This is a genomic window from Tepidimonas sp., assembly GCF_046292505.1.
Lineage (GTDB): Bacteria > Pseudomonadota > Gammaproteobacteria > Burkholderiales > Burkholderiaceae_C > Tepidimonas.
Genome location: NZ_JBKBQX010000001.1, coordinates 25111 through 40587 on the forward strand (window position 1 = coordinate 25111; position 15477 = coordinate 40587).

Here is a 15477-nt window from a genome sequence, read left to right on the forward strand (position 1 = left end):
GCACCCGCCGTTCAACTGAACAGGCGGCGGGCATCGGGCGACCCGGCAGGGAATGCCCGCTCCTCCAGAGCCTCGTAGAGCTGCTCGAGCTCACCGCCGATGCGGTCCAGCGCTTCGGTGTCCAGCAACTGCCCCGCCTCATCCGTCACCCAGCCGTCCATCGAGGCGGCCAGCGCCGTGGACAGTTCGCGCAAGCGCTGATAGGGGCGCTCCTCGCGCGGCACATGGGTGGCTTCGAGGGTCAAGCGGACTTCGCGCAACACGGCGAGTTCGGGGTCGTCGGCCAACGCGGCCTGGGTTTCGAACCGCAGCACCAGCAGTGGCGCCCCCCCGGGCTGGGTGGCCGGCAATACCATGCGGCCCGGCAGGGCCCCGGGCACGAAGCCCAGACGGCCCGCGTGCTGCGCCACGTAACCCGGGCTCCAGGCGGCGCGCTGCGCCCGCAGGGTGAAGGTGAGCTGGGCGTCGTGCACGGCGGCGAACTGGTCCAGTTCGCGGGCTTGCTGCACGACGGCCATCATGTCGGGAAAATCCGCCACGCCCAACAGGTGCTCGGCCCAGGCTTCGAGCTTTTGGACGAATTCGGAGTACTCGATTTCGTTGAGCGGGCCGGCCCGGTTGGCCAGTTGCAACCCGGCGCGCAGGGCGCGGTAGCGCTGACCCGGGCGCGGCGGCTCCCAGGCGCTGTCGTCGGCGGCGTCCTCGGGCAAACCTTCGATGAAGAAGGGCTTGCTGCCAATGCGCCGTGTGCCCGGCAAGGACTGCAGCACGGCATCGCCGGAGACGGGCTTTTCCAATTGCAGCGGCACGATCACGTCCAGCCGCGGCGACAGTCCTCCCAGCCCGGCGGCGGCCGGGGCGGCCGTGCGGTCGGGGCTGACGGTGGCGGCGTCGGCACCCAGGGTGGGTTCGAGCCGCTCGGCGCTGGGCGGTGCCCCGTCCGCATCGGCCGCGGCGGCAGGCGCGCGGCGCGGCGCCAACCGCCGCGTCTGCCACCGGTGATAGGCCCAGACGCCCAGGAGCACGACCACGCCGACGGCGATCAGGCCGATTTGCAAGGGACTCAGCGTCATGGTGTCGGGTTCTCCATCATGGACACGGCGCCGGCGATGTCGACGGCGACGATGCGCGAGACGCCCTGCTCCTGCATGGTCACGCCCACGAGTTGCTGGGCCATCTCCATGGCGATGCGGTTGTGGCTGATGAACAGGAATTGGGTCTCGCGGCTCATTTGGGTCACGAGGCGTGCGTAGCGTTCCGTATTGGCATCGTCCAGCGGCGCGTCCACCTCGTCCAGCAGGCAAAACGGCGCCGGATTGAGCTGGAAGATCGCAAACACCAGGGCGATGGCGGTGAGCGCCTTTTCGCCACCGGACAGCAGATGGATGGTCTGGTTCTTCTTGCCCGGGGGTTGGGCCATGACCTGCACACCAGCATCCAGGATTTCCTCGCCGGTCATGATCAGGCGCGCCTGTCCACCGCCGAACAGTTCGGGGAACATGCGGCCGAAGTGGCCGTTGACGGTCTCGAAGGTGTGCGCGAGCAGTTCGCGTGTCTCGGCGTCGATCTTGCGGATGGCGTCCTCCAGCGTCTGGATGGCCTGCTGCAGATCCTGCGATTGGCCGGCCAGAAACTGCTGCCGCTCGCGCGCGGCGCTGAGCTCCTCGAGGGCCGCGAGGTTGACCGCCCCCAGGGCCGCGATCTCGCGCTGCAATCGGTCGATCTCGCCCTGCAGGCCTTGCAGGCGTACGCCGTCGGCCTCGACCGACTGGCCGACCGCCTCCAGATCGACCCCCGCCTCGGCCAGCCATTGGCTGTATTGGTCCAGAGCCAGTTGCGCCGCCTGTTCCTTGAGTTGGAACTCGGTGATGCGCGCGCGCAGGGGCTCGAGTTCGCGCTCGCCACGCAGCCGGTGCTCGTCCGCCGCGCGCAGCCGCGCGGTCAGCTCGTCGTAGCGGCTGCGCTCGGCGGCCAGGGCCTCTTCGCGCCGCTGGCGCTCGGCGAGCGCGTCCTGCAGGCCGTTGCGCGCGGCGTCATCGGTCAAGCGTTGCAACTCGGTCTGCAGGTGGTCGTATTCGGCCGCCAGACGCGCCTGCTGCTCCTGCGCCGTGTCGGCCTGGCGCTGCAGTTCGGCGCGGCGCGCAGCCATGGCGCGCTGGGCAAACGCGGCTTCCTGCGCCTGGCGCTCGGCTGCGCGCACCTGCTCGCGCGCCGCAGCCACATGGCGCTCGGCCTCCAGGGCGGCGTCTTCCAGGTGGGTCAACTGCTCCTGCGTGTCGGCCAATTGCAGATCCAGCGCCTCGAAGCGCGCTTGGGCCTCCAGACGCCGCGCCTCCAGCGCCTCGAGGTCAGCCTGCACCTCGGCCATGTCCTGCGCCAGCCGCTCCTGCCGCAGGCGCACCTGCTCGGCCGCCTGCTCGCCTTTGAGCAGCTCGACCTGGATGGCGTGGCGGCGCTGCTGCGCCTCGGCCAGATCACGGCGGGCTTGCTGAACCTGCTGCATGGTCTCGGCCAGTTGGGCCTCGGCACGCTGCACGCGGGTGCGCGCCTCGTCGTGGATCAGGGTCTGGGCGCGCAGGGCGCGTTCCAGGTTATCGATCTCGTGGGCCCGCGCCAACAGGCCGGATTGCGGATCATCGGCGGCATAGAAGGCCACGTCGTGTGCCCCGACGCTGTGGCCCTGCGGGGTGTAGATGCGCTGACCAGGCGTGAGGCTGCCGCGCAGGTGCAGGGCGGTGTCCAGATCGGGCGCCGTCCAGTCGCCGTGCAACCATGCGGCCAGCACGGGGTGCAAGGTCGCATCGTGCAGCCGCAGGCGCTCGATCAGGGGTGTGCAACCGGGTAGAGCGTCGGCCTGTGCCGCCGATGTCCCGCCCACCACGGCGGTGAAGAAGGCCATCTTGGCCGGTGGGGCCTCGCGCGCCAGAGCGCGCACGGCGTCGAGCTGGCCGATCTGCAGGGCACGCAGGCGTTCGCGCAGCGCGGCCTCCAGCGCAGTCTCCCACCCCGGCTCGGTATCCAGCCGGGTCCACAGGCCAGCCAACCCCTCCAGGCCGTGGTGCTGCAGCCAGGGTTGCAGTCGCTCGTCGGTCTGCAGCTTGTCCTGCAGGGCGCGCAAGGCCTGCAGGCGGGCCTGCAACTCGGCCGCGCGTCGCGCCTCGGCGTGCTCGGCCTGCTGGGCGTCGCGGCGCTCGGCCTCGGTGTGCGGCAACGCGGCTTCACCGTCGGCGAGGCGTTCCTCGGCGATGGCCAGGGCGGCCTCGGCCGCCTCCAGCTCCGCGCGCCAATGGAGCAGGCGCTCGGCATCGGGCGGGGCGACGGCGGTTCGCTCACCGTGCAACCGGTCGAGGCGCTGCCGCAGCTGCCGGGCCTGCTCGTCCAGGGCACGCTGCTCGGCCGCCAGCACGCCGATGGCCTGCTGGACCTCGTGCACGCGCTGGCGCTGCTGGGCCAGGCGCGCTTGTGCCTGGCGTTGGGCATCCTCCAGCGCCGGCAGGCGCAACGACTGCTCTTCCAGCCGAGCGGCCAGCACCTCGGCCTGCTCGGCGGCGCCGACCTCTTGCTCGTCCAGCGCTGCCAGCGCGTCGGCGGCGGCCTCGGCGCGTGCGCGCCAGTCGGCGATTTGCTGGGTCAGGGCCACCTGGCGCTGCTCGGCGCGCTGGCGGCCCTCGACGACGAAGCGGATTTCCGCTTCCAAGCGGGCCACCTCGGCGCCCGCCTCGTACAGGCGACCCTGGGCACGGTTGACGGTCTCACCCGCGTCGTAGTGGGCCTGGCGGATGGCCTCCAGGTCCGCCTCGATGCGGCGCAGCTCGGCCATGCGCGCCTCCAGCGCATTGAGGGCCTGCAGCCCCTCCGCGCGCACCTGGGCGAGCTGGGCATCGGCCTCGCGGCGCTTGAGCCACCAGAGCTGGTGCTGGCGGCGCGTGGCGGCGGACTGCAGTTCGTGGTAGCGCCGGGCGACGGCGGCTTGCTGCTCCAGCCGCTCCAGATTGGCGTTGAGTTCGCGCAGGATGTCCTCGACCCGGGTGAGGTTCTCGCGCGTGTCGGCCAGTCGGTTGGCGGTTTCGCGCCGCCGCTCCTTGTACTTGGAGACGCCCGCGGCCTCTTCCAAAAACAGGCGAAGTTCCTCCGGGCGGCTCTCGATGATGCGGCTGATGGTGCCCTGGCCGATGATGGCATACGCGCGCGGCCCGAGGCCCGTGCCAAGGAAGACGTCCTGCACGTCGCGCCGGCGCACGGGTTGCTGGTTGATGTAGTAGCTGCTGGTTCCGTCGCGCGTCAGCACGCGCTTGACGGAAATCTCGGCATACTGGTTCCAGGGGCCGCCGGCACGGCGCGCGCTGTTGTCGAACACCAGCTCGACGCTGGCGCGCTGGGCGGGCTTGCGCGTGGTGGTGCCGTTGAAGATGACGTCCTGCATGGACTCGCCGCGCAGCTCGCTGGCCTTGGACTCGCCCAGCACCCAGCGCACGGCATCCATGATGTTGGATTTGCCGCAGCCGTTCGGGCCCACCACCCCGACCAGCTGCCCCGGGAGCTGGAAGGTGGTCGGCTCGGCAAACGACTTGAAGCCGGATAACTTGATGGTCTGCAGGCGCACGGGACGCTAGTGTACGTGCCCACAACGGCTACCATTGCGGCCCATGGTCCCCGACGTCAACCCGCTGCTGCAGCGGCTGCAGCCCTACCCCTTCGAACGCTTGCGCGCGCTGCTGGCCGGCGTCACCCCCAACCCGGCCCTGCGCCCCATCAACCTGGGCATCGGCGAGCCCCGGCACCCCACGCCGGCGGTGCTCAAGGACGCGCTGCACGCCGCCATCGACGACCCTGCAGGCGGGCTGTCCGCCTACCCCGCCACGGCCGGCACGCCCGTGCTGCGCAACGCCTGCGCCGACTGGCTGCGGCGCCGCTACGGCATCGCGGTCGATGCCGCCACGCAGGTGCTGCCGACGCTGGGCTCGCGCGAGGCGCTGTTCGCGCTGGCGCAGGTGGTCATCGACCCGCGCGCCTTCGTCCGCGGCCCGGAGCCCGTGGTCGTCTGCCCGAATCCGTTCTATCAGATCTACGAAGGCGCGGCGCTGCTGGCCGGGGCCACCCCCTGGTACGCGCCCAGCGACCCGGCACGCAACTTTGCCGTGGATTGGGACAGCGTGCCCGACGCGGTGTGGGCGCGCACCCGGCTGGTGTATGCCTGCTCGCCGGGCAACCCGACCGGGGCGGTGATGCCGCTGGCGGAGTGGCAGCGCCTGTTCGAGCTGAGCGACCGGCATGGCTTCGTCATTGCCAGTGACGAGTGCTACAGCGAGATCTATTTCCGCGACGAACCGCCACTGGGCGCGCTACAGGCCGCGGCCGCGCTGGGCCGCAGCGACTTCCGCCGCCTGATCATGCTGACCAGCCTGTCCAAACGCAGCAATGCCCCCGGGTTGCGCAGCGGCTTCGTCGCGGGGGACGCCGCGCTGATCCGTGCCTTCACCCTCTACCGCACCTACCACGGCAGCGCCATGAGCGTGGCCGTGCAGCAAGCCAGCGCTGCCGCCTGGGCGGACGAGACCCACGTCATCGCCAACCGCGAGCAGTACCGCGCCAAGTTTGCCCAAGTGACGCCGCGGCTGGCGCAGGTGATGGATGTGCGATTGCCCGATGCGGGTTTTTATCTGTGGGCGCGGGTGCCGCCGCGCTTTGGCGGGCGCGAGGGCGGCAGCGACGCCGACTTTGCCCGGGATTTGCTCGCCCAATACAATGTGACGGTGCTGCCGGGCAGTTATCTGGCCCGCGAGGCGCAGGGAATCAACCCCGGCGCCGGCCGCATTCGAATGGCGCTGGTGGCCGAGGTGGACGAATGCCTCGAAGCTGCCGAGCGCATCGTCCGCTTCATCCGGGGTTGAAGGCCGTTCCTGCCGCCCCGCCCCACGATCCACGCTTACGACCATGACCCAACAACTGCAGCAGATCATCGAAAACGCCTGGGACAACCGTGCCCAGCTCTCGCCCGGCAACGCCCCGCAGGAAGTCGTCGATGCCGTCGAGCACGTGATCAGCGAACTCAACAATGGGCGGCTGCGCGTCGCCACCCGCCAGGGCGTGGGGCAGTGGACGGTGCATCAGTGGATCAAGAAGGCGGTGCTGCTGAGCTTTCGCCTGAACGACAACGAAATCATGCAGGCGGGGGATCTGGCCTTCTACGACAAGGTCAAGACCAAGTTTGCCCACCTCAGCCCGCAGGAGATGGCCGCCACCGGCGTGCGTGTGGTGCCGCCGGCGGTGGCGCGCCGCGGCAGCTTCATCGCCAAGGGCGCGATCCTGATGCCGAGCTACGTCAACATCGGCGCCTACGTCGACGAGGGCACGATGGTGGACACTTGGGCCACGGTCGGCTCGTGCGCCCAGGTCGGCAAGAACGTGCACCTGTCGGGCGGCGTGGGCCTGGGCGGCGTGCTGGAGCCGCTGCAGGCCAACCCGACCATCATCGAGGACAACTGCTTCATCGGCGCGCGCTCCGAAATCGTCGAGGGCGTGATCGTCGAGGAAAACTCCGTCATCTCGATGGGCGTCTACATCGGCCAGAGCACGCCGATCTACGACCGCACCACGGGCGAGATCCTGTACGGGCGCGTGCCGGCCGGCTCGGTGGTCATCAGCGGCAGCCTGCCCAAGGACGGCGGCCGGTACAGCCTGTACGCCGCCATCATCGTCAAGCGCGTGGACGCGCAGACGCGCGCCAAGACCAGCCTCAACGAGCTGCTGCGCGACTGAAACCGACCCCGAGCGTTACCGCAAGAAAGACACTGGCGATGGGCCCGATGGAGCAGCTGCTGCGGCTGATGGCCGAGAAGAAGGCGTCCGACATCTATCTGTCGGCCGCGTCGCCCGTGCTCATCAAAATCAACGGCGTGTCCATGCCAGTCAACGCCCAGGCCTTGCCAGCGGACGGTCCGTACCGGCTGCTGGCGGAGGTGGTCACGCCCGAGCAGTTGCAGGAGTACGACCGCACGGGCGAGCTCAACATCGCCATACCCATGCCCGAGGTCGGGCGCTTCCGCATCAGCGCGATGCGCCAGCGGGGCACCTGCGCGGTGGTGGTGCGCTTCATCAGCGGGCAGATCCCCAAGGTCAGCGAGCTCGGCATCCCGCCGGTGTTGACGCAGATGATCATGGCCAAGCGCGGCCTGATGCTGGTGGTGGGTTCGACCGGCTCGGGCAAGAGCACGACGCTGGCCGCGCTGCTGGACCATCGCAACGAGAACACCACCGGCCATATCCTGACGATCGAAGATCCGATCGAGTACCTGTTCAAGAACAAAAAGAGTGTGGTCAACCAGCGCGAGGTGGGCACCGACACCGCCTCGCTCAACGTCGCGCTGAAGAACGCGCTGCGCCAGGCGCCGGACGTCATCCTGATCGGCGAGATCCGCGACCGCGAGACGATGTCGCAGGCCATCGCCTACGCGCAGTCGGGCCACCTGGTGCTGGCCACGCTGCACGCCAACAACAGCTACCAGGCGCTCAACCGCATTCTCAACTTCTACCCGGTGGAGGTGCGGCCGACCATGCTGAACGACCTGGCTTCGTCGCTGAAGGCCATCGTGTCGCAGCGGCTGCTGCGCACGGTCGACGGCGGCCGCACGCCGGCGGTGGAGGTCATGGTCAACACGCGGCTGATCAGCGAGCTGATTGAGAAAGCCGACTTCTTCGGCGTGCGCGAGGCGCTGGAAAAGTCCATGGCCGAGGAGTCGCAGACCTTCGAGGCCGACCTGGCGCGGCTGATCCTGTCCGGGCGCATCACGCGCGAGGAGGGACTGGCCTACGCCGATTCGCCGACCAACCTGCTGTGGCGGCTGCAAAATGACGACCGCGCACGCGCCGCGGCGACCGCACACGCCGCGGCGCCCGCCACTACGGGCGAGCCCGGAAAGGGTGGCGGCCCGTCGTTCGACGGTTTTCTTCCCCCCAAATCCTGAGCGCCACGGGCGCTGCGCTTTGTCCCGATGACCGAGACCCTCCGCCTCACCGAGGCTTTGATTCGCCGTCCCTCCGTCACGCCCGACGACGCCGGCTGCCAGGCGCTGCTGGCCGAGCGGCTGACGGCGTTGGGCTTTGCTTGCGAGACGATCGCCAGTGGCCCGGATGATTTTCGCGTGACGAACCTGTGGGCGCTGCGGCCCGCAGCCAGCCCTGACGCGCCGGTGCTGGTCTTTGCCGGCCATACCGACGTGGTGCCGACCGGGCCCCTGGAGCGCTGGCACAGCGACCCGTTTGCCCCCACCATCCGCGATGGCAAGCTCTACGGCCGCGGTGCCAGCGACATGAAGGCGTCGCTGGCCGCCATGGTCGTCGCGTGCGAGGCGTTTTTGCATGCGCACCCGACACCGGCGTTGTCGATCGGCTTTTTGCTCACGAGCGACGAGGAGGGACCCGCGCGCGACGGTACCGTGGTGGTGTGCGAGGCGCTGCGCCAGCGCGGCCAGCGGCTGGACTGGTGCATCGTCGGCGAGCCCACCAGCGTGCAGCGCACCGGCGACATGATCAAAAACGGCCGCCGCGGCACCATGAGCGGGCGACTGACCGTCAAGGGCATCCAGGGCCACATCGCCTATCCGCACCTGGCACGCAACCCCATCCACCTGTTGGCGCCCGCCTTGGCCGAGCTGGTGGCCACGCGCTGGGACGAGGGCAACGCCCACTTCCCGCCCACCAGCTGGCAGGTCAGCAATATCCATGGCGGCACCGGAGCCAGCAACGTCATCCCCGGCACCGTGGTGGTGGACTTCAATTTCCGCTTCAGCACCGAATCCACCCCGCAGGGGCTGCAAACCCGCGTGCACGAGATTTTGGAGCGGCACGGCCTGCAGCCCGGCACCGACTACGAGCTGAGCTGGACGGTCGGTGGCCTGCCCTTCCTGACCCCACGCGGGCCGTTGGTCGATGCGGTGAGCGCCGCGATCCGCGACGTCACGGGACTCGACACCGAACTCTCCACCACCGGCGGCACCAGCGACGGGCGCTTCATCGCGCAGATTTGCCCGCAGGTGGTGGAACTGGGCCCGCCCAACGCCACCATTCACCAGATCGACGAGTGCATTGCGCTGGCCGATCTGGAGCCGCTCACGGAGATCTACCGCCGCACGCTGGAGCGGTTGGCGGGCGTGGCATGACGGGGATGAGCACCCTCGCCGCCCTCATCGACGAGGCCGAACGCCGGCTCGACGCCGCCGGCGTCGCCTTTGGGCACGGCACCACCAACGCCCGGGACGAAGCCGCCTGGCTGGTGCTGTGGCGGCTGGGCCTCCCCCTCGACCTCGACCTGCACGCCCACGCCGCCGACCCGGTGGCACCCGGCGACGCCGAGGCGGTGCGCACGCTGATCGACACCCGCATCCGCACCCGCAAGCCGGCCGCCTACCTGACCGGTGAGGCATGGCTGCAGGGCGTGCCGTTCGATGTGGACGAGCGCGTGATCGTGCCGCGCAGCTTCATCGCGGAGCTGATCGCGGCCGCCCCGCAGGCCGACCCCATCGACCCCTGGCTGGGCGCGCACACGCACCGGGTGCTGGACCTGTGTACGGGCAACGGGTCGCTGGCCGTATTGGCGGCACTCGCGTGGCCCGAGGTCACGGTCGATGCGAGCGACGTCAGCGCCGATGCCCTGGCGGTCGCGGCCCGCAACGTCGCGCGCCACGGACTGCAGGACCGCATCCGCCTGCTGCAGTCGGACGGTTGGTCCGCGCTGGGCGACCGCTACGACCTGATTTTGTGCAACCCCCCTTACGTCAGCCGCGCGCGCATGGACGCCCTACCGGCGGAGTATCGTGCCGAGCCGGCACTGGCCCTGGATGGCGGGCCTGACGGTGGCGACGACGGCATGGACTTCGTGCGGCACCTGCTCGCCCATGCGCTCGACCACATGAATCCGGACGCCGTGCTGGTGCTGGAAATCGGGCACGAGCGGGCGCACTTCGAGCGCGCTTTTCCCACCCTGCCCGTGGTTTGGCTGCACACCAGCGGCGGCGATCATGCCGTGCTGCTGATCACCCGCGACGCACTGGCCGCGGCTCAGGCCGATCTGCCCCCCGACCCGCACCGTCCCACACCATGATCACCTTGCGCGACGTCAGCCTGCGACGGGGCGCCAAGGTCGTGCTGAACGGCGCCAGCGTCACCCTCCACCCCGGCGAGAAGGTCGGCCTGGTGGGCCGCAACGGTGCCGGCAAATCCAGTCTGTTCGCGCTGTGGCTCGGGGATTTGCACGAGGATGGCGGTGAATCCACCCTGCCCCGCCACTGGCGCATCAGCCATGTGGCGCAAGACATGCCCGAGACGGCCGAGCCGGCCACCGACTTCGTGGTGGCGGGCGACACCCGTTTGCTCGAGGCGCGCGCGCAACAGGCCGCGGCCGACGCCAGCGGCGATGGCGAGGCGATCGCGCTGGCACACACGGCCCTCGCCGATGCCGGTGCCCACGACGCCCGGGCACGTGCCCAGGCCCTGATGCTGGGCCTGGGCTTCGGTCCCGCGGATTGGGACCGGCCGGTCAACGGATTTTCCGGCGGATGGCGCATGCGGTTGCAACTGGCCCGCGCGCTGATGTGCCCGAGCGACCTGCTGCTGCTCGACGAACCAACCAACCACCTGGACCTGGACGCCCTCGTCTGGCTGGAGAGCTGGCTGCAGCGCTATGAAGGGACGCTGGTCGTCATCAGCCACGACCGGGAGTTTTTGGACGCGGTCACCCGCGTCACCCTGCATCTGGATCAGGGCCGGCTCACGCGCTACGGCGGCAACTACAGCCGCTTCGAAGAGATGCGCGCCGAGCAGATCGAGCAGCAGCAGGCGGCCTATGCGCGTCAGCAGGAGCGCATCGCGCACTTGCAGCGCTTCATCGACCGCTTCCGGGCCAAGGCCACGAAGGCGCGACAGGCGCAAAGCCGCCTCAAGGCGCTGGCGCGCATGGAGCGCCTCGCCCCCGTGCTGACGAGCGCGGACTTTCAGTTCGAGTTCGCCAACCCCGACGCCCTGCCCAACCCCATGCTCACGCTGCACGACGTGTCCGCCGGCTACCCGGGTGCCGACGGTCAGGCCCCGCGCGCCGTCGTGCAAGGCATCCGGCGCAGCGTGTTGCCGGGGCAGCGCATTGGCATTCTGGGCGCCAACGGCCAGGGCAAGTCCACGGTGGTCAAGACCATCGCTGGCGCGTTGCCGCCGCTGGCAGGCCGCATCGTGCCCGGCAAGGGCCTGCGCATCGGCTACTTTGCGCAGCAGGAACTGGACATCCTGCGCGCCGACGACAACCCGCTGCAACACCTGGTGCGCATCGCCCGCGAGGCCGAGGCGGCCGGAACCCTGATCGGCCAGTCCACCCGAGAGCAGGATTTGCGCACCTTTCTGGGCAGCTTCCAGTTCAGCGGCGACGCCGTGACGCAGCCCGTGGGCACGATGAGCGGTGGCGAGAAAGCGCGGCTGGTGCTGGCCCTGCTGGTGTGGCAGCGGCCCAACCTGCTGCTGCTGGACGAGCCGACCAACCACCTCGATCTCACCACCCGCGAGGCGCTCGGCATGGCCCTCAACGCCTTCGAGGGCACGGTGATGCTGGTCAGCCACGACCGCGCCCTCCTGCGCACCGTCTGCGATGAGTTTTGGCTGGTCAGCGACGGACGGCTCGCGCCGTTCGAGGGGGATTTGGACGACTACCAGCGCCACTTGCTGGACGTGGCCCGCCAGCGCCGCGAGGCCCTGACCCACCGCGCCGACGGGCGTGAAAACACCGCGCCACGCTCCCCCTCCGTCACCCCCCAGGAGCGGCGCCGCCAACAAGCGCAGCGACGCCAACAACTGGCCGAACGCCTCAAGCCCCACCGGCGCGAGCGCGATGCGCTGGAAGCGCGGCTGCATACCCTGCAGGCCGAGCAGAGCGCTCTGCACGAGCGGCTGGCCCACAGCGCCGACCGCACCGACATCGCCGAAGCCGGCCGGCGCCTCAAGGCCGTCGAGGCCGAACTCGCAGAAGTCGAGGAGCGTTGGCTGATCGTCGCAGAAACCATTGAAACGCTGGAGCGCGAGTCGGCCCAGGCCGATGCGGACGCCACACCAACCTGACCGCCGTGACCGCGCCGCTGTCATCCCCGACCTTGCTCGCCCAGCCGGCACTGCCCCCGTTGCCGCCAGCCTTCTCGGCCGTGCTGGACGCGTTGATACCGCCTGTTCTGCGGCCGCGCGTGGACGCCAGCTACACCGCGCCGAAGGCGGTGGTGTTTCGCGTCAATCCGCTACGCGCGCCGGAAGCGGCGGCGGTACTGGCCGCCCTGGCACCGCTGCGCCCGGAGCCGGTGGCGGGCGTCGAGGGCGTGTTCCGACTGCTGGCGAATGAACGGGACGCGCTGACCCGCCATCCGCTGGCCACCGATGGCAGCCTTTACATTCAGGGCGTGGCCAGCATGGCGGCGGTGTGGGCGCTGCAGCCCCAACCGGGTGAAGAGGTGCTCGATCTGGCCGCCGCCCCCGGCGGCAAGACGGCGTTGATTGCTGCCTGCATGGCCAACCGGGGGCGCCTGGCCGCGGTGGAGCCGGTGCGGGCGCGTTTCTTTCGCCTCAAGGCCAATTTGCAGCGGCTGGGGGTGCGCAACGCCCAGCTCTACCTGAAAGACGGCGCCCAGGTCGGGCGTCTGGTCCCCGGTCGATTCGACCGTGTGCTGCTGGACGCTCCCTGCTCGTCCGAAGCGCAGTTCACGCGGCTAGACCCCACGTCGTGGGCGCACTGGAGCCCCAAAAAAGTTCGGACCAGCGCCACGCTGCAAAGCCGGCTGCTGCGCTCCGCGGCCGATGCGCTCAAACCGGGGGGCGTGCTCGTCTACAGCACCTGCTCCCTGTCGCCCGAGGAGGACGAGTGCGTACTGGATGCGCTGCTGCGCGAGCGAGATGATCTCTGGCCAGAGCCCCTGCCCTGGCCGGTGGATTTGCCCGCGCTGCCCGGCCTGACGGCGTGGCGCCAGCAGCCCCTGCATCCGGACCTGGCACTCGCCCGTCGCGTGCTGCCCACCGAATGGACGGACGCTTTTTTCCTGTGCCGGCTGCGCAAGCGCGGCTGACCTTGGCTCACGCCGCGCGCGTGCGGCCACCCACCGCCAGCGCCGCGCCGACGGCCAGCACCAGCGTCAGCGCGCCGCCCGCCAACGTCGCGGCGTACCAGCCGTGGTCCATGAGCACGCCAAACACCAGCGGCGCAATCGCAAAACCGGTATCCAGGCCAGAGTACACCGTGCCGTAGACGCGCCCTGTGGCGCCTTTCGGAGTGGCGCGCTTGATCAACATATCGCGGCTCGGCCCCCCGATGCCGACCGCCAGCCCCGTGATCGCCAGCAAGGCCATCGAGCCGCTGCCCCCCAGCCAGCCGGTCGCGGCCAGCAGCATCAGTGCCGCGCCCGCGGCCATGGCCCAGGCCACCACGCGATCGACGGCGCGCGCCCGGGCGGCGACGAAACCGCCCACGAACATACCCACTGCCCCCGCCAGCATGTAGGCGGTCACGGTCAACGTCGCCGTCTCGAACGGCACGGCGTGCACCGCCTTCAGTATCGACACCGAATAGGTCTGAACCACCGCCAGCGTCATGGTGGACAGCAGGAAGAAGCCAAAACACCACCACACCACGGGCAGCCGCAAAAAGGCCAGATCGTCAGCTCGGGTGGCCCCGTGGCGGCGCGGCACCACCTCGGTGTAGAGATGTTCGCGCTGCCACCACAGCACCGCCAGCACCCCCGCATACACGGCAATGGCCGCCCAATACGCCCAGCGCCAGTCGCCCAGCGCGGTAATCCCCACGAGAAACACCGGCGCCAGGGCCCAGCCCAGGTTGCCGGTGAGCCCGTGCGCGCTGAAGGCGTGCCCCAGGCGCGGAGGCGAGACCCGCTGGTTGAGGATGGAGAAATCCACCGGGTGGAACGGCGCATTGCCCAGCCCGGCCAGGACCGCGGCGAGCAACAGCCCGGCATACCCGTGGGACAGGGCCGCCGCCAGGGCCGACCCCATGAACAGCAGGATGGAGCCGAACAGCACGGGCCGGGCCCCGACGCGGTCGACCAGAAAACCCGACAGCGCCTGCCCCACACCCGAGATGACGAAAAACACGCTGGTCAACAGCCCCACCTGGGAGAAGCTCAGCCCGAACTCCCGCATGAACAGCGGAAACAGCGGCGCCAGCAGCAGGTGCGAAAAATGGGAGGTGGCGTGCGCCAGCCCGACCAGACCGATCACGGTCGCATCGCGCTGCCAGGGCACGGGGGCGGGCGCGTGGGGACGGCCCGCTTCGGGAGGGACGGTGGACATGACCGCCATGGTACGCGAGCCGCCCCCGCGCAGCGGGCGCCGGGGTGACAGTGGCCCGGAAGGCGGCGCGAGGCGGCGGGCGCCGGCCAAGGGGCACAATAGCCCTCTATGAACATCGTGATCCTCGACGATTACCAGGACGCCGTGCGCAAGCTCGCCTGCGCGCACAAGCTCGACCCCTACCCGGCCAAGGTGTACACCAACAACGTCAAGGGGGTGGGGCAGCTATCCGTACGCTTGCGCGACGCGGACATCGTCGTGCTGATCCGCGAACGCACCCAGATCACGCGCCAGTTGCTCGACAAATTGCCGCGGCTCAAGCTGATCGCTCAGACGGGCTCGGTCGGCCGCCACATCGATGTGCAGGCCTGTACCGAGCATGGGGTGGCCGTGGCGGAAGGGGTGGGCGACCCAGTAGCCCCCGCCGAGCTGACCTGGGCGCTGATCATGGCCGCCATGCGGCGCATCCCGCAGTATGTGAGCCACCTCAAGCACGGGGCTTGGCAGCAGTCGGGGCTGAAGGCGGCGTCCATGCCACCCAATTTTGGGCTGGGGCAGGTGCTGCGCGGTCGAACACTGGGTATCTGGGGCTATGGCCGGATCGGGCAGATCGTCGCCGGATACGGACGGGCCTTCGGCATGCGCGTCGCCGTCTGGGGCAGCGAAGCCAGTCGTGCGCGCGCCGCGGCCGATGGTCACGACACCTTCGACAACCAAGCCGACCTGTTCGCCCACAGCGATGTGCTGAGCCTGCATCTGCGGCTGGCGGATGCAACGACGGGCTGCGTCACGCTGGAGGACTTGTCGCGCATGAAACCCACCGCGCTGCTGGTCAACACCTCGCGCGCCGAACTGATCGAGCCCGATGCCCTGGTCGCGGCCCTCAACCGCGGTCGCCCCGGCATGGCCGCCGTCGATGTGTTCGAGACCGAACCCATCCTGCAAGGCCACGCCCTGCTGCGGCTGGAAAACTGCATCTGCACGCCGCACATCGGCTTCGTCGAGCTCGACAGCTACGAGAAATATTTTTCGGCCGCGTTTGACAATGTGGTCAACTACATCAAAGGCACGCCCACCCACATCGTCAACCCGGGGGCGCTGCACGTGCGCCGCTGACGCCGTACGCCAAAGCCGCCCGGGCTCCGAGAGCCTCGA

11 protein-coding genes are annotated in these 15477 nt (G+C 69.8%); 8 read left to right on the top strand and 3 right to left on the bottom strand.

What is annotated here, in order from left to right:
* Positions 1 to 11: 11 nt before the first annotated feature.
* The gene (locus ACK4TH_RS00120; RefSeq protein WP_409620898.1) at positions 12 to 1073 is read right to left on the bottom strand and encodes a cell division protein FtsZ; all 1062 of its coding nucleotides are present in this window, start codon (positions 1071 to 1073) and stop codon (positions 12 to 14) included.
* Positions 1070 to 4603: a chromosome segregation protein SMC gene (gene smc, locus ACK4TH_RS00125; RefSeq protein ID WP_409620901.1), complete on the bottom strand. Its 3534-nt coding sequence runs from the start codon at positions 4601 to 4603 to the stop codon at positions 1070 to 1072. The genes ACK4TH_RS00120 and smc overlap by 4 nt, the downstream gene beginning before the upstream one ends.
* A gap of 43 nt (positions 4604 to 4646) precedes the next feature.
* Here smc and dapC point away from each other — a divergent pair, with 43 nt between their 5' ends.
* Genes dapC through ACK4TH_RS00160 form a run of 7 tightly spaced genes read left to right on the top strand, consistent with a single transcriptional unit; the run spans position 4647 to position 13085 of the window.
* Positions 4647 to 5891: a succinyldiaminopimelate transaminase gene (gene dapC / locus ACK4TH_RS00130; RefSeq protein WP_409620904.1), complete on the top strand. Its 1245-nt coding sequence runs from the start codon at positions 4647 to 4649 to the stop codon at positions 5889 to 5891.
* A gap of 43 nt (positions 5892 to 5934) precedes the next feature.
* A complete protein-coding gene (gene dapD, locus ACK4TH_RS00135) occupies positions 5935 to 6759 on the top strand; it encodes a 2,3,4,5-tetrahydropyridine-2,6-dicarboxylate N-succinyltransferase (protein WP_409620907.1) in 825 nt (274 codons plus the stop codon).
* A 38-nt stretch (positions 6760 to 6797) separates the two neighbouring features.
* The gene (locus tag ACK4TH_RS00140) at positions 6798 to 7964 is read left to right on the top strand and encodes a PilT/PilU family type 4a pilus ATPase (protein ID WP_409620909.1); all 1167 of its coding nucleotides are present in this window, start codon (positions 6798 to 6800) and stop codon (positions 7962 to 7964) included.
* Positions 7965 to 7991: 27 nt separating this feature from the next.
* A complete protein-coding gene (gene dapE / locus ACK4TH_RS00145) occupies positions 7992 to 9158 on the top strand; it encodes a succinyl-diaminopimelate desuccinylase (RefSeq protein WP_409620912.1) in 1167 nt (388 codons plus the stop codon).
* Positions 9159 to 9163: 5 nt separating this feature from the next.
* A complete protein-coding gene (gene prmB / locus ACK4TH_RS00150) occupies positions 9164 to 10099 on the top strand; it encodes a 50S ribosomal protein L3 N(5)-glutamine methyltransferase (RefSeq protein ID WP_409620917.1) in 936 nt (311 codons plus the stop codon).
* Positions 10096 to 12096 (top strand): ABC-F family ATP-binding cassette domain-containing protein, encoded by a 2001-nt coding sequence (locus tag ACK4TH_RS00155; protein WP_409620920.1) that lies wholly within the window; start codon positions 10096 to 10098, stop codon positions 12094 to 12096. Before prmB ends, ACK4TH_RS00155 begins: the two co-directional genes overlap by 4 nt.
* A 5-nt stretch (positions 12097 to 12101) precedes the next feature.
* Positions 12102 to 13085 (top strand): RsmB/NOP family class I SAM-dependent RNA methyltransferase, encoded by a 984-nt coding sequence (locus tag ACK4TH_RS00160; protein ID WP_409620923.1) that lies wholly within the window; start codon positions 12102 to 12104, stop codon positions 13083 to 13085.
* A 7-nt stretch (positions 13086 to 13092) separates the two neighbouring features.
* Here ACK4TH_RS00160 and ACK4TH_RS00165 read toward each other — a convergent pair whose 3' ends face one another.
* The gene (locus ACK4TH_RS00165; RefSeq protein WP_409620926.1) at positions 13093 to 14322 is read right to left on the bottom strand and encodes an MFS transporter; all 1230 of its coding nucleotides are present in this window, start codon (positions 14320 to 14322) and stop codon (positions 13093 to 13095) included.
* A 108-nt stretch (positions 14323 to 14430) separates the two neighbouring features.
* Between ACK4TH_RS00165 and ACK4TH_RS00170 the strand changes: the two genes are divergently transcribed.
* A complete protein-coding gene (locus ACK4TH_RS00170; RefSeq protein ID WP_409620929.1) occupies positions 14431 to 15438 on the top strand; it encodes a D-2-hydroxyacid dehydrogenase family protein in 1008 nt (335 codons plus the stop codon).
* Positions 15439 to 15477 lie beyond the last annotated feature (39 nt).